The sequence below is a fragment of the Variovorax sp. EL159 genome, assembly GCF_900100965.1.
Taxonomy (GTDB): Bacteria; Pseudomonadota; Gammaproteobacteria; order Burkholderiales; family Burkholderiaceae_C; genus Variovorax.
The window spans coordinates 108,396-132,918 of the sequence record NZ_FMUJ01000011.1; the positions used below are offsets into that span (position 1 = coordinate 108,396).

Annotated in this window: 27 protein-coding genes; 12 read left to right on the forward strand and 15 right to left on the reverse strand. The window is 65.8% G+C overall.

All coding sequences use genetic code 11. From position 1 onward, the window contains the following. Position 1 precedes the first annotated feature (1 nt). From BLQ28_RS33135 to BLQ28_RS31420, 8 genes are all read right to left on the reverse strand, one after another. Entirely contained in the window at positions 2 to 391 is a 390-nt protein-coding gene (locus tag BLQ28_RS33135) for a hypothetical protein (RefSeq protein WP_093247252.1), read from the reverse strand. Positions 392 to 479: 88 nt separating this feature from the next. After that, on the reverse strand, positions 480 to 1,355 hold the full coding sequence (atpG, locus tag BLQ28_RS31390) for a F0F1 ATP synthase subunit gamma (protein WP_093247253.1): 876 nt from the start codon (positions 1,353 to 1,355) through the stop codon (positions 480 to 482). A gap of 33 nt (positions 1,356 to 1,388) precedes the next feature. After that, complete coding sequence (atpA, locus tag BLQ28_RS31395; RefSeq protein ID WP_093247254.1) at positions 1,389 to 3,002, reverse strand: F0F1 ATP synthase subunit alpha; 1,614 nt, start codon at positions 3,000 to 3,002, stop codon at positions 1,389 to 1,391. Between the two features lie 49 nt (positions 3,003 to 3,051). Continuing rightward, positions 3,052 to 3,582: a F0F1 ATP synthase subunit delta gene (locus BLQ28_RS31400; protein WP_093247255.1), complete on the reverse strand. Its 531-nt coding sequence runs from the start codon at positions 3,580 to 3,582 to the stop codon at positions 3,052 to 3,054. A gap of 8 nt (positions 3,583 to 3,590) precedes the next feature. Further along, complete coding sequence (locus tag BLQ28_RS31405; protein WP_007830193.1) at positions 3,591 to 4,061, reverse strand: F0F1 ATP synthase subunit B; 471 nt, start codon at positions 4,059 to 4,061, stop codon at positions 3,591 to 3,593. Positions 4,062 to 4,138: 77 nt separating this feature from the next. Continuing rightward, positions 4,139 to 4,402, reverse strand: a complete 264-nt coding sequence (gene atpE, locus BLQ28_RS31410; RefSeq protein WP_007830191.1) for a F0F1 ATP synthase subunit C — start codon at positions 4,400 to 4,402, stop codon at positions 4,139 to 4,141. An 81-nt stretch (positions 4,403 to 4,483) separates the two neighbouring features. Further along, positions 4,484 to 5,353, reverse strand: coding sequence for a F0F1 ATP synthase subunit A (gene atpB, locus BLQ28_RS31415; RefSeq protein ID WP_093247256.1), 870 nt, complete (start codon positions 5,351 to 5,353; stop codon positions 4,484 to 4,486). Positions 5,354 to 5,357: 4 nt separating this feature from the next. Continuing rightward, positions 5,358 to 5,846 (reverse strand): ATP synthase subunit I, encoded by a 489-nt coding sequence (locus BLQ28_RS31420; RefSeq protein WP_093247257.1) that lies wholly within the window; start codon positions 5,844 to 5,846, stop codon positions 5,358 to 5,360. Positions 5,847 to 6,004: 158 nt separating this feature from the next. On the opposite strand from BLQ28_RS31420, the gene BLQ28_RS31425 reads away from it, so the two are divergent. The 6 genes from BLQ28_RS31425 to BLQ28_RS31450 are packed head-to-tail and all read left to right on the forward strand — an operon-like array spanning position 6,005 to position 11,532. After that, positions 6,005 to 6,898, forward strand: coding sequence for a D-amino acid aminotransferase (locus BLQ28_RS31425; RefSeq protein WP_093247258.1), 894 nt, complete (start codon positions 6,005 to 6,007; stop codon positions 6,896 to 6,898). Beyond that, positions 6,895 to 7,203: a YbeD family protein gene (locus tag BLQ28_RS31430; RefSeq protein WP_093247259.1), complete on the forward strand. Its 309-nt coding sequence runs from the start codon at positions 6,895 to 6,897 to the stop codon at positions 7,201 to 7,203. The genes BLQ28_RS31425 and BLQ28_RS31430 overlap by 4 nt, the downstream gene beginning before the upstream one ends. Beyond that, complete coding sequence (locus BLQ28_RS31435) at positions 7,200 to 8,405, forward strand: MBL fold metallo-hydrolase (protein ID WP_256327529.1); 1,206 nt, start codon at positions 7,200 to 7,202, stop codon at positions 8,403 to 8,405. The genes BLQ28_RS31430 and BLQ28_RS31435 overlap by 4 nt, the downstream gene beginning before the upstream one ends. Next, a complete protein-coding gene (lipB, locus tag BLQ28_RS31440; protein ID WP_093247260.1) occupies positions 8,402 to 9,094 on the forward strand; it encodes a lipoyl(octanoyl) transferase LipB in 693 nt (230 codons plus the stop codon). Before BLQ28_RS31435 ends, lipB begins: the two co-directional genes overlap by 4 nt. Before the next feature lie 7 nt (positions 9,095 to 9,101). Continuing rightward, a complete protein-coding gene (lipA, locus tag BLQ28_RS31445; protein WP_093247261.1) occupies positions 9,102 to 10,085 on the forward strand; it encodes a lipoyl synthase in 984 nt (327 codons plus the stop codon). 55 nt (positions 10,086 to 10,140) lie between these two features. Beyond that, positions 10,141 to 11,532 carry a glycosyltransferase family protein gene (locus BLQ28_RS31450; RefSeq protein WP_093247262.1) on the forward strand — a complete coding sequence of 464 codons (1,392 nt, stop codon included), beginning with the start codon at positions 10,141 to 10,143 and terminating at the stop codon, positions 11,530 to 11,532. 49 nt (positions 11,533 to 11,581) lie between these two features. Here BLQ28_RS31450 and BLQ28_RS31455 read toward each other — a convergent pair whose 3' ends face one another. After that, positions 11,582 to 12,073 (reverse strand): hypothetical protein, encoded by a 492-nt coding sequence (locus tag BLQ28_RS31455; RefSeq protein WP_093247263.1) that lies wholly within the window; start codon positions 12,071 to 12,073, stop codon positions 11,582 to 11,584. Positions 12,074 to 12,115: 42 nt separating this feature from the next. Further along, on the reverse strand, positions 12,116 to 12,358 hold the full coding sequence (locus BLQ28_RS31460; RefSeq protein ID WP_093247264.1) for a GlsB/YeaQ/YmgE family stress response membrane protein: 243 nt from the start codon (positions 12,356 to 12,358) through the stop codon (positions 12,116 to 12,118). 218 nt (positions 12,359 to 12,576) lie between these two features. On the opposite strand from BLQ28_RS31460, the gene BLQ28_RS31465 reads away from it, so the two are divergent. The 6 genes from BLQ28_RS31465 (at position 12,577) to BLQ28_RS31490 (ending at position 17,954) form a co-directional block, all read left to right on the forward strand. Next, a complete protein-coding gene (locus BLQ28_RS31465) occupies positions 12,577 to 14,109 on the forward strand; it encodes a class I adenylate-forming enzyme family protein (RefSeq protein WP_093247265.1) in 1,533 nt (510 codons plus the stop codon). Then, entirely contained in the window at positions 14,096 to 15,223 is a 1,128-nt protein-coding gene (locus BLQ28_RS31470; RefSeq protein WP_371126726.1) for an SLC13 family permease, read from the forward strand. The genes BLQ28_RS31465 and BLQ28_RS31470 overlap by 14 nt, the downstream gene beginning before the upstream one ends. Before the next feature lie 56 nt (positions 15,224 to 15,279). After that, positions 15,280 to 15,972, forward strand: coding sequence for a helix-turn-helix transcriptional regulator (locus BLQ28_RS31475; protein WP_093247267.1), 693 nt, complete (start codon positions 15,280 to 15,282; stop codon positions 15,970 to 15,972). Positions 15,973 to 16,169: 197 nt separating this feature from the next. Further along, positions 16,170 to 17,024: a DMT family transporter gene (locus tag BLQ28_RS31480; RefSeq protein ID WP_093247268.1), complete on the forward strand. Its 855-nt coding sequence runs from the start codon at positions 16,170 to 16,172 to the stop codon at positions 17,022 to 17,024. A gap of 75 nt (positions 17,025 to 17,099) precedes the next feature. Further along, a complete protein-coding gene (locus BLQ28_RS31485; protein ID WP_093247269.1) occupies positions 17,100 to 17,423 on the forward strand; it encodes a hypothetical protein in 324 nt (107 codons plus the stop codon). A gap of 153 nt (positions 17,424 to 17,576) precedes the next feature. Next, a complete protein-coding gene (locus BLQ28_RS31490; protein ID WP_143012609.1) occupies positions 17,577 to 17,954 on the forward strand; it encodes a hypothetical protein in 378 nt (125 codons plus the stop codon). Positions 17,955 to 17,984: 30 nt separating this feature from the next. On the opposite strand, the gene BLQ28_RS31495 is transcribed toward BLQ28_RS31490, so the two are convergent. The 5 genes from BLQ28_RS31495 to BLQ28_RS31515 all read right to left on the reverse strand — a co-directional run bounded on the left by BLQ28_RS31495 (position 17,985) and on the right by BLQ28_RS31515 (position 24,466). Further along, a complete protein-coding gene (locus BLQ28_RS31495) occupies positions 17,985 to 19,001 on the reverse strand; it encodes a fimbrial protein (RefSeq protein WP_093247271.1) in 1,017 nt (338 codons plus the stop codon). Then, on the reverse strand, positions 18,998 to 21,679 hold the full coding sequence (locus tag BLQ28_RS31500) for a fimbria/pilus outer membrane usher protein (RefSeq protein WP_093247272.1): 2,682 nt from the start codon (positions 21,677 to 21,679) through the stop codon (positions 18,998 to 19,000). The genes BLQ28_RS31495 and BLQ28_RS31500 overlap by 4 nt, the downstream gene beginning before the upstream one ends. Before the next feature lie 19 nt (positions 21,680 to 21,698). Further along, positions 21,699 to 22,475: a fimbrial biogenesis chaperone gene (locus BLQ28_RS31505; RefSeq protein ID WP_093247273.1), complete on the reverse strand. Its 777-nt coding sequence runs from the start codon at positions 22,473 to 22,475 to the stop codon at positions 21,699 to 21,701. A 205-nt stretch (positions 22,476 to 22,680) separates the two neighbouring features. Next, the gene (locus tag BLQ28_RS31510) at positions 22,681 to 23,253 is read right to left on the reverse strand and encodes a fimbrial protein (protein ID WP_093247274.1); all 573 of its coding nucleotides are present in this window, start codon (positions 23,251 to 23,253) and stop codon (positions 22,681 to 22,683) included. A gap of 172 nt (positions 23,254 to 23,425) precedes the next feature. After that, complete coding sequence (locus BLQ28_RS31515) at positions 23,426 to 24,466, reverse strand: NADP-dependent oxidoreductase (protein ID WP_093247275.1); 1,041 nt, start codon at positions 24,464 to 24,466, stop codon at positions 23,426 to 23,428. Positions 24,467 to 24,523: the final 57 nt, after the last annotated feature.

Below are 24,523 nucleotides of genomic sequence, written 5' to 3' on the forward strand. Positions count from 1 at the left end.
ATCAGCACTTCATTGCCGTGGCTTGCGCGGCGAAGGCGTCCGAGGCGGCCTTGCAGGCTTGGCCCAGGGCATCCTTGTTGGTGCCCATTGCCGCCCAGCTGGCCTTGGTCTGATCGAGGCTCGACTTCATCGCGTCGGCGGCTGCACCGCTTTGCGCAGCCACGCAGGCCGTGACCTTCGCCAGGTAGTCGTTGCACTCTTGCGGCAGGTCGGCGGCCGATGCCGTCGGGGCTGCTGCTGCGGGTGCTGCCGCTGCGGGTTCCGGTGCAGCGGGTGCAGGAGCCGGCGCAGGTGCTGCGGCGGGAGCTGGAGCAGGCGCTGGCGCGTCTTCCTTTTTGGAGCAGGCAGTCAGAGCGGCGGCAATGGCCACCAGAGCAAGAATTTTCTTCATTTGCGCAGAGTCCCCTAAAAGAAGGCCTTGGATTACCAGGCACGCAGAGCGTGCCCGATCAGCAATGTGGCCCGTTGCATTGCCTCAATCAGACGCCGGCAGCCGCAGCCGCGCCGGACACGATTTCGGACAGTTCCTTCGTGATGCCGGCCTGGCGGGTCTTGTTGTAGACCAGCTTCAGTTCGTCGATCACGTTGCCCGCGTTGTCGGTGGCAGCCTTCATGGCCACCATGCGCGCGGAATGCTCGGAAGCCATGTTCTCGGCCACGGCCTGGTACACCAGCGATTCCACGTAGCGCACCAGCAGTTCGTCGATCACGCTTTGCGCGTCGGGCTCGTAGATGTAGTCCCACGAGTGATGACCCGACTCGACCTGCAGCGTCTCGGCCTTCAGCGGCAACAGTTGTTCCACCATCGGCTCTTGCTTGATGGTGTTGATGAACTTCGTGTAGCACAGGTACACCGCCGACAGCTTGCCCTCGGCATAGGCGTCGAGCAGCGTCTTGACGGGCCCGATGAGCTTGTCGAGATGCGGCGTGTCGCCCAGGTGCGTCACATGGGCCACCACGCGGGCGCCGATGCGGTTCAGGAAACCCAGGCCCTTGCTGCCGATGGCCACCGACTCGACCACGTTGCCCGCTGCCTGCGCTTCGCGCAGCTTGCCGGTGACAGCACGCAGCAGGTTGGTGTTCAAGCCGCCGCACAGGCCCTTGTCGCTGGTCACGATGATGAAACCGACGCCCTTGGCATCGGTCGTCTTCATGAACGCGTGGGTGTACTCCGGGTTCGCCTTGCCGAGATTCGCCGCGATGTTGCGGATCTTTTCGCTGTAGGGGCGAGCGGCGCGCATGCGTTCCTGCGCCTTGCGCATCTTGGAAACCGAGACCATTTCCATGGCCTTGGTGATCTTCTTGGTGTTTTCCACCGATTTGATCTTGCCGCGGATTTCCTTACCAGCTGCCATGAGAGCTCCTTCTTGCGTCGATCAAGGCGTCGATCAGGCGAACGACTTCTTGAACGAAGTGGCGGCGGCCAGCAGTTCGGCTTCCGCGTCCTGGCAGACCTTCTTGAAAGCCTTCTTCTCGTCGCTGTCGTCGGCCTTGGCAGGCTTGACGTCCCACTTGGCGCCGTTCTTTTCCATCGTGGCCAGCAGAGGTGCGTGGCTCGACTTGAGGAACTGGTGGAAGCCGTGCTCGAACGAGAGAACCTTCTTGACGTCGATGTCGTCCATGAAGCCCTTGTTCACCGCGAACAGCGTGGCGCTCATCAGCGAGATGGGCAGCGGGCTGTACTGGGTCTGCTTGAGCAGTTCGGTCACGCGGGCACCGCGGTCGAGCTGCTTGCGGGTGGCTTCGTCGAGGTCCGAGGCGAACTGGGCGAAGGCCGCGAGTTCGCGGTACTGGGCCAGGTCGGTACGGATACCGCCGGACTGGTTCTTCACCAGGTTGGTCTGAGCCGACGAACCCACGCGCGACACCGAGATACCGGCGTTGATGGCGGGACGGATACCGGCGTTGAACAGGTTGGTTTCCAGGAAGATCTGGCCGTCGGTGATCGAGATCACGTTGGTCGGAACGAAGGCGGACACGTCGCCGGCTTGCGTTTCGATGATCGGCAGCGCGGTCAGCGAACCGGTCTTGCCCTTGACTTCACCCTTGGTGAAGGCTTCGACGTAGTCGGCGTTCACGCGGGCTGCGCGCTCGAGCAGACGGCTGTGGAGATAGAACACGTCACCGGGGTAGGCTTCGCGGCCTGGCGGACGGCGCAGCAGCAGCGAGACTTGGCGGTAGGCCACGGCTTGCTTGGACAGGTCGTCATAGACGATCAGCGCGTCCTGGCCGCGGTCGCGGAAGTATTCGCCCATCGTGCAGCCCGAGTAGGCCGACACGTATTGCATGGCCGCCGATTCGGAGGCCGATGCTGCCACCACGATGGTGTAGTCCATCGCGCCGGCTTGTTCGAGAGCGCGCACCACGTTCTTGATCGACGAAGCCTTCTGGCCGATCGCAACGTAGACGCAGGTCATGTTCTGACCCTTCTGGTTGATGATCGCGTCGATCGCCACTGCCGTCTTGCCGGTCTGGCGGTCACCGATGATCAGCTCGCGCTGGCCACGGCCGACGGGCACCATCGAGTCGACGGACTTCAGGCCGGTCTGCATCGGCTGGTCGACGGACTTCCGTGCGATCACACCCGGAGCGACCTTTTCGATCACGTCGGTCATCTTGGCGTTGATCGGACCCTTGCCGTCGATCGGCTGGCCCAGCGCATTCACCACGCGGCCGATGAGTTCGGGGCCGACCGGCACTTCCAGAATGCGGCCCGTGCACTTGACGGTGTCGCCTTCGGAGATGTGCTCGTACTCGCCCAGAATCACGGCGCCGACCGAGTCGCGCTCGAGGTTCAGCGCGAGGCCGAACGACGGCGTGCCGTCAGCGCTCGGCGGGAACTCGAGCATTTCGCCCTGCATCGCGTCGGACAGGCCGTGCACGCGCACGATGCCGTCGGTCACCGAGACCACGGTGCCCTCGTTGCGGATGTTGGCGCTGACCCCAAGGCCCTCGATGCGGCTCTTGATCAGTTCGGAAATTTCTGCGGGATTGAGTTGCATGACTCTTTCCTTCTTTCTTTGAGGCTACAAGTAGAGGGCTGGAAACCGATCAGGCCGCCAGCGCAACTTTCATTTGTTCAAGGCGCGCTTTGACGGAGGTGTCGAGCACCTCGTCGCCGACCACCACGCGGATGCCACCGATCAGTTCCGGCTCTTGCTGGACCGTGACCTGGAGCTTGCGACCGAAACGCTTTTCGAGCGCAGCGGCCACATTGGCCAGGGCTGCGGCGTCGATCGGGAAGGCGCTGTAGACCACGGCGTCGGACGAGCCGCTCTTCGCGTTGGCCAGTGCCCGGAACTGCTTCGCAATTTCCGGCAGCACCGAAAAACGCCCGTTTTCGAGCAGCGCACTCAGGAAGTTCTGAGCGGGAGCAGCCAGCGGCGCACCGAATGCACCGGCGACCACGCCGAGAACCTGTTCGGCCGTGGCCTTGGGGTTGTCGGCGAACTGCTGGAGCTCTGGATTGGCCGCGATGGCGGCAACCTTTTCGAGCCAGGCGCTGGTACCGGCAACGTCAGACGACGAAGCCTTGAAAAGCGCCTCGGCGTAGGGGCGTGCAATGGTGGCGAGTTCTGCCATGGCTTCGATCAGAGTTCGGTCTGCAGACGGGCGAGCAAATCGGCGTGGACGCCTGCATTCACTTCCTTGCGCAGAATCTGCTCTGCGCCCTTGACGGCCAGTGCGGCAACCTGCTCGCGCAGGGCTTCACGGGCCTTCAGTGCCTGCTGGTCGGCTTCGACGCGGGCAGCTGCAACGATCTTGTTGCCTTCTTCGGTCGCGCGGGCCTTGGCCTCTTCAACGATGGCCTGGGCGCGACGTTCGGCGTCGGCAAGACGTTGTGCGGACTCGTTGCGTGCCTGGCCGAGTTCGGCTTCCACACGCTTGTTGGCGGCGGACAGCTCGGACTTGGCCTTGTCGGCGGCAGCGAGGCCTTCGGCGATCTTCGCAGCGCGGTCGTCCAGCGCCTTCGCGATCGGCGGCCACACGAACTTCATCGTGAACCCGACCAGGATCAGGAACACGATCATCTGAACGATCAGGGTACCGGTAATGCTCACTTTTCACCCTCTCTTTGGGATTGAATGCGAAGCCATTCCGCAGAAGGGAACGACGACACGGGTCCGACGAGAAAGACTTACTTCGGCAGGTTGGCGATCTGAGCCAGGAACGGGTTGGCCGTTGCGAACCACAGTGCGATACCGGTGCCGATAATGAAAGCGGCGTCGATCAGACCAGCCAGCAGGAACATCTTGGTTTGGAGTTCGCCCATGAGTTCAGGCTGACGTGCGGCCGACTCGAGGTACTTGCTGCCCATGATGCCGATGCCGATACATGCGCCCACAGCGCCCAGACCGATGATCAGGCCGGCGGCCAGTGCAACAAAGCTAATAACTTCCATGATGACTCCTAGAGGACTTTGGTTGAAGAGAAAACGAGAAACAAAAACGAAACTGGATGGGTGATCGATCGATCAGCGCGATCAGTGGTGATCGTGGGCCTGGCCGATGTAGACCAGCGTCAGCATCATGAACACGAAGGCTTGCAGCGTGATGATCAGGATGTGGAAGATGGCCCAGGCGGTGCCCGCGATGATGTGGCCGATGGCCAGGCCGATGCCGGTGGCCGACATGGACCAGGCACCGCCCATCAAGGCGATCAGCAGGAAGATCAGTTCGCCGGCGTACATGTTGCCGAACAACCGCATGCCGTGCGAAACGGTCTTTGCGATGAATTCGATCATCTGCATGGCGAAGTTGAACGGGTACAGCGCCCAGTGGTTGCCGAAGGGTGCGGTGAACAGCTCGTGGATCCAGCCGCCAGCGCCCTTGATCTTGATGTTGTAGTAGATGCAGATCAGCAGCACGGCCACCGACATGCCCATCGTCACCGAGAGGTCGGCGGTAGGCACGACACGCAGATAGGCGTGGTGCGGGTCTTCGCCTGCGATGTGGAAGATCTTGGCCCAGATCGCCGGGAACAAATCGACCGGGAACAGGTCCATTGCGTTCAGCAGGAAGATCCAGACGAAGATGGTGAGTGCCAACGGAGCAACGAACTTGCGGCTCGTGGCGTTGTGGACGATGCCCTTGGCTTGCTGGTCGACCATTTCAACCAGCAGCTCGACGGCGGCCTGGAAGCGACCCGGAACGCCCGACGTGGCCTTGCGCGCAGCAAGCCAGAGGAGCCAGCAACCCAGGATGCCCAGGGAGATGGAGAAAAACAGCGAATCGAAGTTGAAGACCGAAAGATCGGCCACACCTGCAGGCTTGGAGCTTTGCAGATGCGTCAAGTGGTGAACGATGTATTCACCAGCGGTCTGACCTTGTTCCGCAGCGTTTTCAGCAGCCATTCCGTTACTCGTCTCTATGTTTCCGGCGCTTGGGCGTGAGCATCACCGCCAACCAAGCCGCCTTCATTGTCACCACCAAGCCGACCAGCATTGCAGGCCAGCTCAGCGCCGTTATCAGCCTTGGCGCAGCGATGAGCATCGCCACGGACAAGGCCATCTTGACCATTTCCCAGAGGAAGAAGCCAAACACCGCAGTGCCCGGATTCAGGGAAGAAAACCGACCGGTCAGACCGCGCGCGAATACCGCCGATGGAATGACCACCGCGATCGCACCGTAAGCGGCGGACCAACCCAGATTTTGCCTCCCCGTCAGTCCCCAGATGGCCAAAGCCACCACCAGACCGACAACCAACTGACCCGCGACCACCCGCCACGGGGAGATCGAAGGATTCTTCGCTCGCAGTTCACGCGCCTCATCGGCGGTCAACGGCTTGAATTCTGCGTCGAGGTCTTCAGCGACCCCCGTGTCTTCTTGTCGGGCGATTGTTTTCATTTCGAATGAAGCCCGGATGACGACCCAGAATTTCTACAAAGCCATTGATTATAAGTAAAAACCCAACCCATCCCGACACCTGACGTGGCGCGCATGCAAATCAGTCGCCGCATTCCCTGACGCGAGCCCGACCCGACGCGCACAACCATAATTCCGCCATGCACCCTATCACCGACGCCCTGCCCGCCACGCTTTGTTACCTCGATGGCGAATACACCGCCCTGCGCGACGCGAAGATCAGCGTGCTCGACCGAGGCTTCATTTTCGGCGATGGCATCTACGAAGTGGTCCCCGTCTATGGCGGCCAGCCCTTCTGTTTCGAGGAGCACATGGCCCGCCTCGATCGCTCGCTGGCCGAGCTGCAGATCACCAACCCGCTCTCGCTCGAGCAATGGCGCGAGATCGCGATGCGCCTGACCGCACCGGGCGGCGACGCACCGCAGTCCGTGTACTTTCAGATTACCCGAGGCGTTGCACCGCGCGACCACTCGATGGTTCGCGGCCTGCGCCCGACGGTGTTCGTGATGGTCAACCCGCTGCCGCCCATCTCCGATGCGGTGCGCACCAAGGGCGTGGCCTGCGTCACCGCCGCCGACTTCCGCTGGCAGAAGGCCCACATCAAGAGCACCAGCCTGCTGGGCGCCGTGCTCGCGCGGCAGATCAGCGTCGAAGCCGGCGCGACCGAGACCATCATGTTCCGCGACGAATGGCTCAGCGAGGCCTCGTCGAGCAATGTCTGGATCGTGAAGGACGGCATCCTCATCGGCCCGCCGAAAGACAACCTCGTGCTGACCGGCATCCGCTACGGCCTGCTCGAGCGCCTGTGCCAGGAGCGCGGCATTCCCTTCACGTTGCGGCGCGTCTCGCGCGAGGAAGTGTTCGCAGCCGACGAGCTGCTGATCTCCTCGGCCACCAAGGAGGTCTTGCCCGTCGTGACGCTCGACGGCAAGGCTATTGGCAATGGCCATCCCGGCCCTATCTATGACAGCTTGTATGCGGCCTATCAACAGGCCAAGCAGCGCAACGCACAGAAGCAAGGAGCCCCGGCATGACCGACAACACGACCACCACCGAGACCACCTCGATTCCCGACCCGCGCAAGGAGTCGCTGATCGAGTACCCGTCGCAGTTCCCGATCAAGGTCATGGGCGCCAAGACCGACGGCCTCGTGCACGCGATCACGCAGATCGCCGAGCGCTTCGACCCGACCTTCGACGCCACCACGGTCGAGCTGCGCGACAGCAAGGCGGGCAACTACCTCGGCGTGACCATCACCGTCACGGCCACCAGCCGCGAGCAACTCGACGACCTGTATCGCGCACTGTCGTCTCACCCCGCGGTCAAGGTCGTGCTTTGACCCTGCGCTGGCGACGCGTGGCGACGGCGCTGTGCGCCAGCAGCTTCGTGGCCGCCTGCTCGACCGCGTCGAACCCCTACTACGACGCGAGCCGCAAGCACCATCGGCCCGATGGCTTCCAGGACAACTACATCGAATTCCAGCCGAAGAATTTCTTCACCGACGTGTTGCTGGGCTGGCAATTGCCGTCGTGGTTCAAGGGCCTGCCGCCCGCACCCAGCGCACCGCCGCCGGTGGTGGCACCCGACCTCGCCTTCCTGCAGGCCAACACCGGCGCGCAGACCCGCCCCGCCGCCACCTTCATTGGCCACGCCACCGTGCTGATCCAGGTACCGACCGCAACCGGCGGCCTCAACGTTCTGACCGACCCGGTGTTCGGCGAGCGCGCCTCTCCCGTGTCCTTCGCCGGCCCGAAGCGCTTCCAGCCGCCCGGGGTGGCCTTGAAAGACCTGCCCCGCATCGATGTCGTGCTGATCAGCCACAACCACTACGACCACCTCGACGAAGGCAGCGTGAAGGCGCTCAACGCGCAGGCTGGCGGGCCGCCGCTCTTCGTGGTGCCGCTGGGCATCGCGCCCTGGCTCGCGGAGCGCGGCATTTCCAACGCGGTCGAGCTCGATTGGTGGGACAGCATCACGCTGCCGGCCACGTCCTCGCCGCAAGCCGCGCAGGTGCGCGTCCAGCGCAACGGCGCGGGCATCGCGACCGACACGCCCGATGCGGTGCAGGTGTTTCTCACGCCGGCGCAGCACTGGAGCGCACGCGGCCTCGGCGATCGGATGAAGACGCTGTGGGGCGGCTTTGCGCTGCTGTCGCCGAAGATGCACGTCTTCTTCTCCGGCGACACCGGCTACTCCAAGGACTTCGCCGACATCCAGGCTCGCCTTGCGCCCCGCCAGGGGCCCGCGCAAGGCGGCGGCTTCGACCTTGCGCTGCTGCCTGTCGGTGCCTACGAGCCGCGCTGGTTCATGAAGGACCAGCACGCCAACCCCGAGGAAAGCGTGCGCATCCACCGCGACCTGCGGGCCAAGCGCAGCCTCGGCGTGCACTGGGCCACCTTCTCGCTGACCGACGAGGCGCTCGACCAACCACCCAAAGACCTCGCCATTGCACGCAAGGCACAAGGCGTGGCGGACGATGCCTTCTTCACCCTCGCCATCGGCGAGACACGCCAACTGCCCGCGCGGCAGGCCACGCCATGAACAGCACCACCGCCGTCGACATCGAGGTCCGCTGGAGCGGTCGCGTCGACTACGCCGAGACCTTCGCAGCGATGAAGCAATTCACGCTGGAGCGCACGCCCGACACCCCCGATGCGCTATGGATTTGCGAGCATGCCCCCGTATTCACGCAAGGCATCGCAGGCAAGCAGGACCACATCCTGAACCCCGGCGACATCCCCGTGGTGCAGACCGACCGCGGCGGCCAGGTCACCTTCCACGGCCCCGGCCAAGTGGTGGCCTACCCGCTGATCGACCTGCGGCGTGCGGGCTACTACGTCAAGGAATACGTTTACCGCATCGAAGAATCGGTGCTGCGCACACTGGCCCATTTCGGCGTGACCGGCCACCGCGTGGCGAGTGCGCCGGGCATCTACGTGCGGCTCGACGACCCGTTCTCGCACGCCGCCCTCACCGGCCCGCTGCCCGCGGGCGACCCGTTTCGCGGCCTCGGCAAGATCGCCGCGCTGGGCATCAAGGTGAGCCGCCATGCCACCTACCACGGCGTGGCGCTCAATGTCGGCATGGACCTCGAACCCTTCTCGCGCATCAACCCTTGCGGCTATGCGGGGCTGCAGACGGTCGACCTTTCTACAATCGGCATCCAAACCACATGGGAAGAAGCCGCCCGGGTCCTGAGCCAGAAGCTCACCACCTACCTGGCGCCCTGACACTCCAATGAGCACCACCGAAGTCGTCCGCGACGCCCAGAGCGCCGAAACCTACAACCCCCTGGCCAAGCAGAAAGCGGCGGCCAAGCTGTCGCGCATCCCCGTCAAGGTGGTCCAGACCGGCGAAGTACTCAAGAAGCCCGACTGGATCCGCGTGAAGGCCGGCAGCCCCACCACGCGCTTCTACGAGATCAAGCAGATCCTGCGCGAAAGCAACCTGCACACCGTCTGCGAAGAAGCCTCGTGCCCGAACATCGGCGAATGCTTCGGCAACGGCACGGCCACCTTCATGATCATGGGCGACAAGTGCACGCGCCGATGCCCGTTCTGCGATGTGGGCCACGGCCGCCCCGACCCGCTCGACAAGGACGAGCCGCTGAACCTCGCCAAGACCATCGCCAAGCTGCGCCTGAAGTACGTGGTGATCACCAGCGTCGACCGCGACGACCTGCGCGACGGCGGCAGCCAGCATTTCGTCGATTGCATTGCCAACATCCGCGAGCTGTCGCCGATGACGCAGATCGAGATCCTCGTGCCCGACTTCCGCGGCCGCGACGACCGTGCGCTGGAAATCCTGAAGGCCGCGCCGCCGGACGTGATGAACCACAACCTGGAAACCGCGCCGCGTCTTTACAAAGAAGCGCGCCCCGGCAGCGACTACCAGTTCAGCCTGAACCTGCTCAAGAAGTTCAAGGCGCTGCACCCGAACGTGCCGACCAAGAGCGGCATCATGGTCGGCCTGGGCGAAACCGACGAAGAGATCCTGCAGGTCATGCGCGACATGCGCGCCCACGACATCGACATGCTGACCATCGGCCAGTACCTGTCGCCGTCGGGCTCGCACCTGCCGGTGCGCCGCTACGTGCACCCCGACACCTTCAAGATGTTCGAGGAAGAGGCCTACAAGATGGGCTTCAGCCACGCGGCCGTGGGCGCGATGGTGCGTTCGAGCTATCACGCCGACCAGCAGGCACACGCCGCCGGCGTCTGACCGCATCGAAGAAGGGCCCCGTCGAGGGCCTTTTTTCATCCGGGGGAAGAAACAGATGCCCACCGTCCTGACGACGCTCGCCACAAGGCCCGTGAAGGGTCTGGTCGAGAACCACGCAGCCTATGCCCGCCAGCATGGCTACGCACACCACGTGGTCGACAGCACCCACGTGTGGGGCCCGCGCCAGCCGGTCTTTCACCGCTATCACGCGATCTACCAACACCTCGCGCAGACCGAAGAAGGCGGCCTGCTGCTGGTGCTCGACCAGTTCGCGGTCGTCTACTGGCCGCATCCGCTGGAGCCCAACTTCGACGGCACGGACGTGCTGGCCTGCGCGCAGGCTGGCGACGACACGCTCTGCAACACGAGCATGCTGCTGTTGCGCAACACGCCAGCGATGCGCGAACAGATGCGCCAGCTTGTCGATCGCTTCTCCCATTGGACGATGCACATCCTGGAAGACAGCGAGCAGCCCGAGAACGCGCTGGTCGCGCCTCTTTTCGCGCCTCGCCCCTGCAGCATTCCCCTGCCCAACGGGCTCTACCCGAACGTGCAGGCCAACTGGCCCGGGGGCAGCTACTACGAGTCGATCCATACGGTGCGGCCGCTGGTGGCCAACGATGCACCCGCGTGGCGGCGCGTCGAAGGCCGCTGGATGCCTCCGGCCGATTACGACTTCCGAGGCGTGCAGAACCTGGTCGAGGAAGCCGCGGCACTGGCGCGCGGCGAGCGCCCGCCCTTTCTTGCGCTGTCCGAAACCGGTCTTCCACCGCAGGACGAACTGCACCTGAACCCCGATGCGCGCATCGCCTTCGTCAGCATCTACACCGCGAACATTGCAAGCTACGGCCGCATCCACGAAGAGAGCTTTGTGCGCTATTGCCTGCGGCACGGCTACGGTTATCACCTCTACCGCAAGGTGCCCGATTTCGCCGGCGAGCTGACCGGCTCATGGGCCAAGCCGCACCTGATGCGCCGCCACCTCGCGGCGCATGAGTTCCTGCTCTGGGTCGATGCCGACATCCTGGTGTTCGACCAGTCCCGCCCGATGGAGCCGCTGGTCGCGGGCCGCCAGGCACTGGTGGCCAACGACCACACCGCGTGGAACATGAATTCGAGCGTTGTCGGCGTGCGCAACACAGCCGAGGGGCATGCGCTGGTGGAAGAGGTCTGCCAGCAGATCGAGGCCGCGCCCGATCGTTCGTCGGTCCATGTCAATGGCGGTGACCAGACCTACTTCGCGAATGTATTCAGGGCCCGGGGCCTGATCACCGAGGCCCAGGTGGTGGACACGCTGTCGCTGGACGCGCCCGCGATCTACGCGAGCGCCGACCACAGCCATTTCGTGCATTTCCCCACGCAACAGACGGCGCAGCGCGCGGCGTCGATGCATTTCTGGAACCAGCAGAGCCTGGAACGCGACGCCCGTCAGGACGCCGCGCCCTGACGAAGCAAGCCCCGCGCACGGCAGGCGGCTGCCGTACGCGCCTCGTCGCTCACCCGCGGGTGGCGTTCTCTTTCATCTTCGCCAGCGCGATGGCGATGGCCGCGCCGCCCAGCGTCTTGATCAGCCCCGAGTGCTGCGCATAGAACTGGCTGACTCCATCGATCACGCCCGCATGCTGCTCTTCGGCATGCGCGGCGATCTCGGTCACTTGCGCGGGCGACAGTTGCGATGCCTGGTCGGGCGTGATCTGCGTCTGCCCCGGCTGCAGCATGCGTCCGAGCACGCCGCCGGCCAGCCCCGATGCAGCGGCCGGCCCGAGCGTGGCCAGGATCTGGTTGAGCACGCCCGCCTGTTGCGTGGGCGAAGACTGGCCGAAGAGCTTGCCGACCATGTCGCCGAACGGCGGCGTCTGGTCGGACCGCATGGCCGCGGCGAGCCCCGCACCGATCTCGTCGGTGGATGCGTGTTGCGTGACCTGGTCGATGTGCGCATCGGCGTTGTTGCCGCCGATGGCCTGCTGGAGGATGTCGAGTAGACCCATGTGAAGCTCCTTGCGTGAGTGTCGAAGTGGCCCGGCCCGGATTTACTTGGTCACCAGGTGCCAGACCCCGAGCAGCACGGCGGCGCCGATCACAGAGGCAATGAAGCCGGCGCCCCCGCCGGCGGCATAAAGCCCCAGCGCCTGTCCAGCATAGGTTGCAACCAGCGAGCCGGCAATGCCGAGCACCACGGTCAGGATGAAGCCCATCGAGTTGTTGCCCGGCAGGATGGCGCGGGCCAGCAGCCCCGCAATGAAGCCGATCAGAATCGTCCAGATAATGTGCACAGAAAAACTCCCCGTTTGTTCGGCACCGAAGGGCTCTCCGGCGCCACGCCATATCCCGGCGCGTCGCGATCGTGGACCTGCCATCCTGAGCGCCAACTGACGGCGCCCTGCCCGCCCCCGTCGCCAAGGTGCTGGCAGCCGGCGGGTTGTTCGCTATCCTGCCGGCTGGTCAAACGGAAGGATTGATTTTGCAAACGCACCCCGCCATTCAAGCGGCGATGGAGCGCCCGTTCGGCGCCATCGCCGACCTGGTTCGCCTCCACGCCCAGCAAACCCCCGACCGCCCCGCGCTCGCGGACACGACCCACACCCTGGACTACCGCGCGCTCGACGCCCTGATGGACCGCGTTGCCGCCAGCCTGCAGCGCGACGGGCTCAAGGCCGGCGACGCCATCGCGATCTGCGCGGCCTCGTCCATGAACTATGCGGCGGTGTTCCTGGGCGCACTGCGCGCGGGCGTCGCGGTGGCACCGCTGGCCCCCGGCTCCACGCCTTCGAGCCTGGCCCGCATGATCGAGGATGCCGACGCGCGCATCCTCTTCACCGACGCATCGGCGGCCGACGTGGTCGGCCCCGCGAAGGAAGGCGGCATTCCGCGCGTGGCACTCGACGGTTCCGCCGCGGGGCGTGGCCTCGATGCCTGGCTCGCGCCGGCCGGCGCACAGCCGGCAGCGGTCGAGGTGCAGCCCTCGTGGGCCTTCAACATCATCTATTCGTCGGGCACCACCGGCGAGCCCAAGGGCATCGTGCAGGGCCATGGCATGCGCTGGGCCCACGTGCAGCGCGGCGCGAAGTACGAGTACAGCCCCGACACCGTCACGCTGCTGTCGACGCCGCTGTACTCCAACACCACGCTGGTGGTGTTCTTCCCCACCATCGCCTTCGGCGGCTGCGTGCTGCTGATGTCCAAGTTCGACGCACTTGGTTACCTCAAGCTGGCCGAGCAGCGCCGCGTGACGCACACCATGCTCGTGCCGGTGCAGTACCAGCGCCTGATGGCGCACCCCGACTTCGACGCGCACGATCTCTCGTCGTACCGCTACAAGTTCAGCACCAGCGCGCCCTTCAACGCCGCGCTCAAGGCCGACGTGCTCAAGCGCTGGCCCGGCGGGCTGATCGAGTTCTACGGCATGACCGAAGGCGGCGGCACCTGCATCCTCGAGGCGCACCTGCACCCGACCAAGCTGCACACCGTGGGCCAGGCCGCCGAGGGCAGCGACATCCGCCTGATCGACGAAGAAGGCAACGAGCTCCCCCGCAACAACACCGAAGCGGCCGGCGAGGTCGTGGGCCATTCGGCCGGCATGATGACCGGCTACCACCGCCAGCCCGAAAAGACGCGCGAAGCCGAATGGTTCGACGCCACCGGCAAGCGCTTCATCCGCACCGGCGACGTGGGCCGCTTCGATGCCGACGGCTTCCTCACGCTGTTCGACCGCAAGAAGGACATGATCATCAGCGGCGGCTTCAACATCTACCCGAGCGACCTCGAAGCCGTGCTGCGCGGCCATGCGGCCGTGGCCGACGTGGCCGTGGTCGGCGTGCCGTCCGAGCAATGGGGCGAGACACCAATGGCCTTCGTGGTGCGCCGCGCCGGCGACGCCACCACCGAAGACGCCCTGCTGCAATGGACCAACGCCCAGCTCGGCAAGACGCAGCGGCTGGCGCGCCTGCACTTCATCGACGAGCTGCCGCGCAGCGCGATCGGCAAGGTGCTCAAGCGCGAGCTGCGTGACCTTGTCGGCCGCTGAGACGTCGGCATCGCCGCCCTCCGAACAGGGCGGTGGCGGCAACGGCCTGCTGTGGGTGCTGGTCGCGGTCGCCGTGCTGTTCGCCTTCCTGCGCCCGCGTGCGCCGATGGACTGGCTCAAGCTGGTCGACTGGCAGACCGTGGGCGCGCTCGCCGGGCTGCTCGCCATCACGCAGGGCGTGGAAAAGAGCGGCATGCTGCAGGCCACCGCGCAGCGCCTGCTGGCACGCACCACCAACCAGCGCAGCCTGGCGCTGTTGCTCACCGCCAGCGCGGCGCTGCTCTCCGCACTGGTGACCAACGACGTGAGCCTGTTCCTGCTGGTGCCGCTCACGCGCGTGCTCGCCAGCCAGGCGCACCTGCCGCTCGCGCGGCTCGTGGTGCTGGAGGCGCTGGCCGTCAATGCCGGGTCGGCGCTCACGCCCATCGGCAATCCGCAAAACCTTTACCTGTGGCATCGCTCGGGCGAAGGCTTCTTCGCCTTCATGGGCATGATGGGGCCGACCGTGGCCGTCATGCTGTTCTGGCTGTTCGTCGCGACCTGGCTGCTGGTGCCGCGCACGCCGATCGCGCTCAAGCCCGAGACCGAAGCCGCGCCGGTGCAGCCGCGCATGCTGGCGCTGGCGGGCGTGCTGTTCATCGGCTTCGTGATCGCGCTCGACAGGCACTGGCTGCTGGCCGGCCTGGGCGTGGTGTTCGGCGTGTTCCTGGTGTCGTACCCGCGCGTGCTGCGCGGCATCGACTGGGCGCTGCTCGCGATCATCGCGCTGATGTTCGTCGACCTGCGGCAGCTGGCCGAGCTGCCCGCCATCGCTGCGCTGCTGGGCCAGTGGCCCATTGCCGAAGGCTGGCGTGCGTACCTGGCGGCCATCGTCACCTCGCAGTTCATCAGCAACGTGCCGGCGGCGATCCTGCTGGACCGCTATGTGCACGACCTGCCCGCGCTCGCGGCGGGCGTGAGCGTGGGGGGCTTCGGCTGCGTGCTGGGCTCGCTGGCCAACCTGATCGCCCTGCGGCTCGCGAAGCTGCCGAACGGCCTGCGCGAGTTCCACCGCATCAGCATTCCCTTTCTGATCGTGTGCGCGGCCTCGGCACTCCTGCTGCGGCTCGGATGACAAGCCGGGGTGCGCGGGAAGACAATCGCTCCTGCCCACGCGCCTTGCTTGCCTCCATGCACACGCCCGCCACCCACACCCTTGCGCTGCGCGACTACGGCCGTTCGCGCGGCAGCCACGCGCACGATCACTTCCAGGTGCTGATCGGCATCGACGGCGTGCTGGAGATCGAGGTCGAAGGCCGCGGGGCGGGCATCGGTGCCGGCGAAGCGCAGGTGGTCGCACCCGGCGACCGGCATGACTTCGAGGCGCGCGGCCACGGCAGCGTGTGCCTCGTGCTCGACACGCCACATCCGCTGTGGGCCCGGTGTGTCGAGCGGGCGCCCGACCATGCCCCTCAGTTGCATGCGCTGGCGCGCTACCTTGCGCAGTGCATGAGGCAGCCAGCGCACGCCGCCCTGGCGCTGCAGCACGGCCCCGCGCTGTTGCTGGAGGCCTGGGGGCCTGCGCCGCCGCCCTCGGACACACGCCGCCGTCGCATCGACTGGCCCGCGCTCGCCGCATGGGCCCGTGCGCGATGGCACGAACCGCTGACCGTCGCCGACCTGGCCGATGTGGCCTGCCTGAGCCCCAGCCAGTTCGCACAGCGTTGCCGCGACGAGCAGGGCATGAGCGCGATGCACTGGCTGCGCACGCTGCGGCTGGCGCATGCGCGCGAGCTTCGGCTGGAAGGCATGGGGGTGGCAGAGACGGCGCGCCGTACGGGTTATCGCTCGCCTTCGGCGCTCACTGCTGCGTTGCGCCGCTGAAGATCCCCGTGTTTCTCCCTCCCCTTCCGGGGGAGGGCCGGGGTGGGGGCACGACGGCGTCCACTGAAGCGCGGCGCCTGATCGAAGGCCTGCCCCCATCCCAACCTTCCCCCGGGAGGGGAAGGAGCAAGTCCATCGATGTGCGACGACGAACCGGCGTTGCGCGACGACCGCTCGGCGTAGCCTCGCCCGTCATCATGTCGTCCACGCTCTACGCCCTGCTCGCCATCGCGCTCTGGGCCACGCTCGCCTCGCTCGGCACCGCGCTCTCGCACCTGCCGCCGTTTCTGCTGACCGGGCTCGCCCTGATCGTCGGCAGCGTGCCGAGCTGGCCGCTGGCGCTGCGCGACCGCGCCGCGTGGAAGGTGCCGCCACGCACGCTGGCACTGGGCATCTACGGGCTCTTCGGCTTTCACTTCCTGCTGTTCATCGCGCTGCGGCACGCGCCGCCGGTCGAGGCCAATCTCGTCAACTACCTGTGGCCGCTGCTCATGGTGGTGCTGGCGCCCGTGCTGCTGCCAGGTGTGTCGCTGCGGCCTCTGCATGTGGTGGCGGCGCTGCTGGGGTTCGCGGGCGCGGTCATCGCGATCCTGGGTGCGCGCGGCGGCGCGGCATCGGCGCTGTCGGATACCGCCGCCGGGTACTGGGGCTTCCTGCCGGCGCTGGGCTCGGCCTTCATCTGGGCCAGCTATTCGCTGTGGACACAGCGCGTGCCCGCGTTCCCGACCTCGGCCATCGGGCTCTTCGGGCTGGTCTCGGGCGCGCTGTCGCTGGGCTGCCACGCGCTGCTCGAACCGTCCGTCGCGCTGTCCACAAAAGACTGGCTGCTGATCGCGCTGTGCGGCCTCGGCCCGCTGGGCGCGGCCTTCTTCGTCTGGGACATGGCGCTCAAGCGCGGCGACGCGCGGCAGATCGGCATCCTGAGCTACATCACGCCGCTGGCCTCGACCGCGCTGCTGCTCACGGTGACCGGCCGCCCTCTGACGGGGACCATCGTGCTGGCCGCGGCGCTCATCATCTCGGCCGCGGTCATGGGCACGCGCGCCCGCTGAATCGCCCATGTCCGACGGGCCGCGCCCGTTTTTGTGGCTAGAGTGGAGGCTCAGGAAAAAAAGGAGCCTCCACCCATGGATCACAAGAACAAGAACGATGACTTCGAGATCACGCCCAAGCTGGTGTTCGACCTGAACCTGGCGCTGTATCTCGACCTGGTGGCCGCACTCGAGGGCGCTGGCGCCATCACCTACCGCCAGATGGCCGCCCGGGTGCTCAACATCAGCATGGACGCGCGCGCCGACGGCGAAGCCGGCCTGTCGACCGTGCTGGAAGGCGTCGCCAAGGGCTTCGCCGGCCAGAGCGACGGCCTGTCGATCGAACTGCTGAAGGCGGCCCGGGGCCTGCGTGAAGACGAGGCCATGGGCGACATTCCGATGCGGCCTGACCTGGGCTGAGCACGCCCTCCAGCCGGCGTGGCGCCTCAAAAAAACAGCGCCACGCCAAGAACCGCACGCTGTCGTTTTTCCCTCGGGATGTACAACACCAACGCGGGCCCTGGCACGCAGCCAGGGCCCGCGTTCTCGTTCACATCACAGGGAGAAAATCCAATGCGTACATTGAAAGCCATGGCCTTGGCCATCGGTTCCAGCCTTTGCATGATTCCGGGGGCCTGGGCCGCCAACTCGCTGCAGATCGTCTGCGCGTCCGACCAGGGCGGCGAGTGCTATGCCAGCTTCGCCTACGACACGACCGCCTACAACTTCGGGCGCGACGCGCGTTTCGAATGGGAAGGCAGGAACATCGCCATGACACCGCTGGTCGGAGGGCGCGTCAAGGTCGCATGCTTCGGCGATGAAAAGATCAGCAAGATGGACGGCTTCAAGGGAGGCTCCTTGACGGTGCGCGTGCTCGGTCCGACGGACAACTCCGAATACCCGAAGGCCAGTGCGACCGTCCCGATCTGCTATCGCTGGTCGACGCCTTGATCCCGCGGCCGTTGCGCCGGACAGCGACTGCTACTTGTAGTCGATCGTGAAGTTCGCAGTGCCGTTGGCGCGCCCCGGCGTCACGGCATTGCCGGTCTGGAAATAACGCGCGGTGAACGGCAGCACGTAGTCGCCGTCCTTCGACGGCCCCACGAACGCGGCCTCGCCATACTTGACCGGCACCTTCTTGTCGTCGATCACCTGGATGCCCACACCGGTGGCGACACCCTGACCGTCCTGCGTGAGGCGCAGGACACCATCGTCACCGCCCGGATCCTTGGTCGCATCCATGCGCAGATACACCTGATTCGCCATGCCCACGCCTGCCTTGCAGTTGAGCTTGATGTTGAAGTTGCGCTCGGCCGTCGTGCTTCCCTTGCCCTTGAAGGCGCTTTGCGGAACCTTGCCGAACTGCACGGAGATGTTGCGCGAGCCCACATCCACCGTGCAGGATGGCGTGATGATAGTGATCGCATTGGCGCTCAGGAACGTGGTCAGCACCGACCTCGGATCGCTGTTGCTGTAGTACTGCGTGTAAGTGCCCTGGGCCAGCGGTCCGCTGCCAGTGGTAGCCGCGGTCTTGTACACCTCGACCCTGAAGGCCGCGGCCGGATCGAATGGACCGAAGCTCCCCGTCAGATCGTGCGGGTAGTAGTTCTTGCTCGTCGAGGAAATGGTGCGCAAGAGCCGGATGCCGATTCCTTGAACATTGGTGGAGTACATCTTTGGCAGGCCAGGGAAGTTCATGTCCTGCCCCTGCAGCATGACGCCATGCACCGTGTCCGAAGTTGCGCAGATCCACGGCTGGTTGCTTCCGCCGCTGTTGGTGAGCGGGAAATCCCTCTCGCCAAGTTTCTGGCCCACGACCGCGTCATTGGGCACGAGGATCGTCCCCATGACCATGTCGATGACCTTCTCCTTGTAGTTCGGGTTCATCTTGCAGCCGGTATCCGCCGCCCAGGCACCTTGCGCGCCAAACCACAGCACGGCGGCCGGGACCGCGAAGCGCGCGAGCCTCCTGCCCGCCGACGCGTTGCTCTGCTTCATTCGGATCCTTTGGATTTCAAGCCGACCACCACATCCGAGGCGCACTGCCCGGACAACTCGCGGATCGGCGGCGGGTTCTTTTCGTCGGGCAGGCTGTAGGGCACGACGCACTGGTCGGCCGCGCCCCGGCCCCATCGCACGGTCAGGCGGCCGCTGCTGGCCGCGCCGGTGACGAAGGCCTGTCCATCGGGGCCGACGATGCCGACCTCCTGGCCCGCCTCGTTCTCGATCTTCGAACCCAGCGGCAGCACCCGGCCCTTCGCATCGGTCAACGCCATCAGCAGGCGGAAACCGACCGAGGTCTCGAACTTCGCGATCACCACGGCGCCGCGCGTGGGCACCACGTCCAGGGCCGCGTTCTTCACTTCCACGGTGTCGCCGAGATCGCCGGTGCGGATCGCGACGCGGTTCAACCGGTAGGGCGTCATGCTGGGGATGACCGCGTTGCCCGCCGCGTCGGTCGCCACGCCGGGCCGCGACTCGATGCCCACGCCCTGGGCCTTCGGCGCCTGCACCAGCGTCAGGGTCTCGCCGAGCGGCTGCGACATCGTGATGCCGCCGCCATGGAACAGCAGGCCGCCGGCCATGCCCACGGTGCTCTGGCCATAGCCGCGGCCCTGCGAATGACCGAGATCCAGGCGGCCCACCGACCCCAGGTAGCTGGCGCTCGCGCTGCCGCTGCTGCCGCCGCCCTGGTTGGTGTCGCTGGCCGTCACGTTGTAGGTCAGGCGGCTGTCCTCGAGGGCCGAACCGTAGACGCTGGCCTGCTGGCTCATGCGGCCGGTGCTGTCGCGATTGAGCGCGTATTGCGCGCTCGCGCGCGTGTCGCCCAGCGGAATGCTCAGCGTGAACATGAGCTGGCGCACCGGCGGCCGGTTCAGGCTGGTGGTGTAGTTGTAGTTGATGCTGTAGCCGAACTGCTTGTAGTTGCCCGAGTAGCCCACCTGCACCAGCCGGTCCTTGGCGCTCGTGCCCCAATAGCTCTGCTGGCGCGCCGACGCGAACACGCTGCCCCAGTCCTTGATCTGCTGCGACAGCTCGAAGCGCACTTCGTTGCGGCGGCTGTTGAAGGACTCGAACGGCTGCAGGTCTTGCATCTGCACCGCTTCCGCGAAGGTGCGGTAGCCGCTGGTCGAATAGCGGTAGCCGGCCACACGGAAGTTGGTGCCCGAGTCCATGAAGGCCTTCGAGTAAAGAAAGCGCACCGACTGGCCGTCGTAGGTCTTTGCGCCCTGCAGCGGTGTGCGGTCGGTGGTGCGCGCGGTCGACAGGTCGATCGACACCGCGCCGAAGTCCTTCATGTTCTTGCCCACGCCGATCAGCATCGACTGGTAGATGCTCGACAGCAGCAGGCCGCCATAGGCCGAGATCTCGCCGCCCAGGCCACGCGCCAGGGTCGCCTGCAGGAAAGCGGGCTGGGACTGCCGGCGCCATTCGCCGGTCGTGGCGACGTCGAGGTAGTTGTTGCGGTACTTGCCCGCGGTGGCCGAATAGCGCCAGGTGCCCTCGCGCAGCAGCGTGGGCACGGCCGAGAAGGCCTGCGTGTATTTGGTCTCGCGGCCGTCGGCCTCGGTGATGGTGACCTCGATATCGCCGCTCGACGCGGTGGGATAGAGGTCGTCGAGCACGAACGCGCCCGGCGCCACGAAGGTGCTGTAGATCACGTAGCCGTTCTGGCGCACCGTGACGCGCGCGTTGGTCCGCGCGATGCCGCGGATCGTGGGCGCGTAGCCCTGCTGGCTGTCGGGCAGCATCGCATCGTCGGACGACAGCTGCACGCCGCGGAAGGGCACGCTGTCGAAGAAGTTGCCCGGCGTGCTGCCGTCGCCGATCAGCAATTGGCCATTGATTGAGGCGATGTCGCGCTGCGCATAGCTGTTGACGGCCTGCCAGCGGCTCTCTCCGTCGATGCCGCGGTTGTAGGTCGAGAAATGGCGAAAGCGCCAATCGCCGTAGTTGAAGCCCGCGCGCAGGCCGGCGAACAAGGTGTTGCGCTGCGGCGTCTTGTTGCGATCGGCGAAAGGGTTGCCGTCGAACACGTTCTGCGGCGGCGCGAAGGGATTCACGTCGTTGCGGTACTTGTCGCCGCTGTAGCGCGCGAAGTTGAGCTGGTAGTCGAGCATGCCGGCGGTGATGCCCCGGTCCCATTTCTCGGGCCCCACGGCGCCGCGCGCCGAGCGCTTGAGCGCCGCCTGCGGGATGCTGACGAACAGGCGCTGCTTGCCGGCGTCGTAGCTGTAGGTGGCCTCGGGGATGGTCGCGCCCAGATCGATGCAGGCATCGTCTGCGGCACTCGCCAGCGCGGGAAACACCGCCACGTTGACGCCCCAGTCGTCGAGCATGCCGCGCGTGAGGCATGGCTGCGCATCGTTCTTGCCGTCCTTCTCGACGAAGCGGATCTGCGCCTGCCCCGCGCCGCGCTCGTTGAGCGAAACGTCCACCGTGTACTGGCCCGCGAGCACGCGGTTGCCGAAGGCAAAAAGCGAAAGATCCGCCAGCGGCTGGTCGCCGCCGATGTTGAGGAATTCCTCGTTGAAGCTGGAGCCTGCCACCTGCTGCTGCGGCTGCGGCTGCGGCTGCGGCTGCGCATGGCCGGGCGTGCCGAGTGCGCACAGCAGCGCCGCGCCCAGCGTCAACCGGAACGGCGCGCGCAGGACAAGTGAACGACTGCTGTGCATGGAGTCCACCGCTTGCGCCTCAGCGCTTTGCCGCATCCGCGGGCGCCGGGACCAGCTCGGGCTTCACGGCCACGGGCTCGGCGCCTGCCGGCACCTGCACGCGCTCTTCGGGCGTCTCGCCGCCGTAGTCATTGAGGGTCGTGAAGTTGACCTGGATCGCCTGCGGCGTCTTCACCGCGCTCAACGGATAGGTCGTCTCGCCGAGCGGCGGCACCATGTCGGCATTGATCAGTTGCTGGCCGCTGTTGATGTTCAGGGCCGTGAAGGTCACGTGGTAGGCCGTGGGATTGGCGACCTTGAGCACGACGCCCTGCCCGTCGGCACCGGCGCTCACCGCCCACTTGAGCTGCGCGCGCGATTCGTCGGACTTGCCCACGAGTTTCGAAGGCCGGTAGAACAGCTTGATGCGGCTGCGCACTGCGATCTGCAGCACGTTCTCTTCGTTCGACTTCTCGGGAATCTCCTTGACGTTGAGCCAGAACACCGACTCGCGGTCGGCCGGCAGTTCGCCGGCCACGCGCATGATGCGCAGGATGTTCTCCATGCCGGGGTCGAGCCGCGACAGCGGCGGCGTGACGAGCAGCGGGGTCTTGTTCTTGCCTTCACCCGCATCGATCCAGGTCTGGACGACGTAGGGCGAGGTGCCGGTGTTCTTCACCGGAATGGAGGCTTCACGGTCCTTCTCGCCGAGGATCACGCGGGTGCCACCGAGCATCACGCCCGCGCCGGCCGGCCACTGGAGGCCCAGCATCAGCAGGATGGCGAAGGCCCAGCGGAAGCGATGGTTGCTGCACATGGAAAGGAAGTCCTTGGGGCCAGCACGGCGCATGAAGCGCGGGCCGGCACGGCGATGCCTGTCGAGGCATCGTCGAAAAAAGAGGCGAAAAAGAAGAGCCGGCGCCGACCGGGACCCGAGGTCCGGGCGAGCGCCGGGGAATGGCCTCACGGTCCGCCCCGAAGCGGCGAGCGCTTCGGCGGACCGCGAAGGCCTCGGGCGCCGCTTACTTGTAGGCGACCGTGAACTGCGCGACCGCGTTGGCCGGACCGACCGTGACGGCGGTCTTGGTCGACACGTACGTCGCCTGGAACTTCAGCGAGTTGTCGCCCAGACCCAGAACGTACTGGCTCGACTCTGAACCCAGCGGAATCTTGGTGCCGGCGGAGTCGCCGAGTTCGATGCCCACGCCCGAAGCCGCGCCCACACCGACCTGGCCGGCATTGGCCACGCGCAGGACCGTGGCGTCGTCGCCATCGGCCGTGCCCGAGAAGGTCACGGTCGCGCCCTTGGCGGTGGCGCCGCAGCCCAGCAGGTCGATGGTGAACTTGGCGGGCGTGGCCTTCTTGCCGACGGTTCCGGTGAACACGGGCGGCGTGGCGGTGCTGAGGGTGCCGAAGACGTTGCGCGAGACCTTGCCGAGCGGCACGGTCATGTTCTGGCTGTTGGGCGAGATCGAGCAAGGCGCATCAACGATCTCACCGGTGAAGTTGATCGTGCCGTCGGCGGCAAAGGCGCCTTGCGACAGGACACCGGCCGCGACCACTGCGGCCAGCTTGAAGAAAACTGCTTTCTGCATTTACATTCCCTGATGATTGATATAACTAAATTGCTACCCGCTTATGCAAGGCAGGCCGCAGTCTAGTTATCCAAAGACGGGAGAAGAAGTGCAGTTGGCGTCAGTTCACTATGGTTAACATTGCAATCACATTGTTTGTGAAATAGGCACGCCCACTAACAAACTGACACCATTAGTCTGCGACCTGCAACACCAGCTTTCCGAAGTTCTGCCCGGCAAACAGCTTGTTGAGCGATTCGGGGAAGGTGTCCAGGCCCTGAACGACGTCTTCCTTGCTCTTCATGCGCCCATCTTTCAGGTAGCCGGCCAGCTCGGCGATGGCCACGGGGTAGCGGTCGGCGTAATCGAACACCACGATGCCTTCCATGCGCGCACGGTTCACCAAGAGGCTCAGGTAGTTGCGCGGACCGGCGGCCGGCATGCTGTTGGCGTTGTTGTACTGGCTGATGGCGCCGCAGATGATGATGCGGGCCTTGCGCGCCAGCTTGGCCAGCACGTGGTCGAGGATCTCGCCGCCGACGTTGTCGAAATAGATGTCCACGCCCTTGGGGCAATGTTCTTTCAGGCCCGCGCGCACGGTGCCTTCGCCGGCCTTGTAGTCGATGCAGGCGTCGAAGCCCAGCTCCTTGACCACCCATTCGCACTTGGCCGCGCCGCCGGCGATGCCGATCACGCGGCAGCCCTTGATCTTGGCGAGCTGGCCCACCGTCTGGCCGACCGCGCCGGCTGCGCCCGACACCACCACCGTTTCGCCCGGCTTGGGCTGGCCCACGTCCATCAGGCCGAAGTAGCCGGTCATGCCCGGCATGCCCAACACGTTGAGCCACTGGCCGATGGTACCGACGTTCAGGTCGACCTTCACCAGTCCGTTGCGCTTGATCTGGTCCTGCGGGATGAGAACGTATTCCTGCACGCCGAGCGTGCCGTAGACCGTGTCGCCAACCGCGAACTGCGGGTTCTTCGATGCGATGACGCGGCCGATGCCGCCGGCGCGCATCACTTCGTCGATGCCCACGGGCGGGATGTAGCTCTTGGCGTCGTTGAGCCAGCCGCGCATGGCGGGGTCGAGCGACAGCGACAGCGTCTGGACCAGCACGCCGCCCTCGTCCGGTTGGCTGACGGGCTCGGTGGTGAAGCGCCAGTGCTCGCGCGTGGCAGTGCCCTCGGGGCGTTTGGCGAGGCGGACCTGATGGTTGGTGAGGGGGCTGCTCATGGTGTCTCCTTGGTTGACGCTGGCACGGAGGCGCATCGTAGCCGTGCGCTCCACGCC

Excerpts from the sequence above, each read along its gene's own strand:
- BLQ28_RS33135 (WP_093247252.1), bottom strand. The coding sequence starts at position 391 with ATGAAGAAAATTCTTGCTCTGGTGGCCATTGCCGCCGCTCTGACTGCC.
- atpG (WP_093247253.1), bottom strand. The coding sequence starts at position 1,355 with ATGGCAGCTGGTAAGGAAATCCGCGGCAAGATCAAATCGGTGGAAAAC.
- atpA (WP_093247254.1), bottom strand. The coding sequence starts at position 3,002 with ATGCAACTCAATCCCGCAGAAATTTCCGAACTGATCAAGAGCCGCATC.
- BLQ28_RS31400 (WP_093247255.1), bottom strand. The coding sequence starts at position 3,582 with ATGGCAGAACTCGCCACCATTGCACGCCCCTACGCCGAGGCGCTTTTC.
- atpE (WP_007830191.1), bottom strand. The coding sequence starts at position 4,402 with ATGGAAGTTATTAGCTTTGTTGCACTGGCCGCCGGCCTGATCATCGGT.
- atpB (WP_093247256.1), bottom strand. The coding sequence starts at position 5,353 with ATGGCTGCTGAAAACGCTGCGGAACAAGGTCAGACCGCTGGTGAATAC.
- BLQ28_RS31420 (WP_093247257.1), bottom strand. The coding sequence starts at position 5,846 with ATGAAAACAATCGCCCGACAAGAAGACACGGGGGTCGCTGAAGACCTC.
- BLQ28_RS31425 (WP_093247258.1), top strand. The coding sequence starts at position 6,005 with ATGCACCCTATCACCGACGCCCTGCCCGCCACGCTTTGTTACCTCGAT.
- BLQ28_RS31430 (WP_093247259.1), top strand. The coding sequence starts at position 6,895 with ATGACCGACAACACGACCACCACCGAGACCACCTCGATTCCCGACCCG.
- lipB (WP_093247260.1), top strand. The coding sequence starts at position 8,402 with ATGAACAGCACCACCGCCGTCGACATCGAGGTCCGCTGGAGCGGTCGC.
- lipA (WP_093247261.1), top strand. The coding sequence starts at position 9,102 with ATGAGCACCACCGAAGTCGTCCGCGACGCCCAGAGCGCCGAAACCTAC.
- BLQ28_RS31450 (WP_093247262.1), top strand. The coding sequence starts at position 10,141 with ATGCCCACCGTCCTGACGACGCTCGCCACAAGGCCCGTGAAGGGTCTG.
- BLQ28_RS31455 (WP_093247263.1), bottom strand. The coding sequence starts at position 12,073 with ATGGGTCTACTCGACATCCTCCAGCAGGCCATCGGCGGCAACAACGCC.
- BLQ28_RS31465 (WP_093247265.1), top strand. The coding sequence starts at position 12,577 with ATGGAGCGCCCGTTCGGCGCCATCGCCGACCTGGTTCGCCTCCACGCC.
- BLQ28_RS31475 (WP_093247267.1), top strand. The coding sequence starts at position 15,280 with ATGCACACGCCCGCCACCCACACCCTTGCGCTGCGCGACTACGGCCGT.
- BLQ28_RS31480 (WP_093247268.1), top strand. The coding sequence starts at position 16,170 with ATGTCGTCCACGCTCTACGCCCTGCTCGCCATCGCGCTCTGGGCCACG.
- BLQ28_RS31485 (WP_093247269.1), top strand. The coding sequence starts at position 17,100 with ATGGATCACAAGAACAAGAACGATGACTTCGAGATCACGCCCAAGCTG.
- BLQ28_RS31490 (WP_143012609.1), top strand. The coding sequence starts at position 17,577 with ATGCGTACATTGAAAGCCATGGCCTTGGCCATCGGTTCCAGCCTTTGC.
- BLQ28_RS31495 (WP_093247271.1), bottom strand. The coding sequence starts at position 19,001 with ATGAAGCAGAGCAACGCGTCGGCGGGCAGGAGGCTCGCGCGCTTCGCG.
- BLQ28_RS31500 (WP_093247272.1), bottom strand. The coding sequence starts at position 21,679 with ATGCACAGCAGTCGTTCACTTGTCCTGCGCGCGCCGTTCCGGTTGACG.
- BLQ28_RS31505 (WP_093247273.1), bottom strand. The coding sequence starts at position 22,475 with ATGTGCAGCAACCATCGCTTCCGCTGGGCCTTCGCCATCCTGCTGATG.
- BLQ28_RS31510 (WP_093247274.1), bottom strand. The coding sequence starts at position 23,253 with ATGCAGAAAGCAGTTTTCTTCAAGCTGGCCGCAGTGGTCGCGGCCGGT.
- BLQ28_RS31515 (WP_093247275.1), bottom strand. The coding sequence starts at position 24,466 with ATGAGCAGCCCCCTCACCAACCATCAGGTCCGCCTCGCCAAACGCCCC.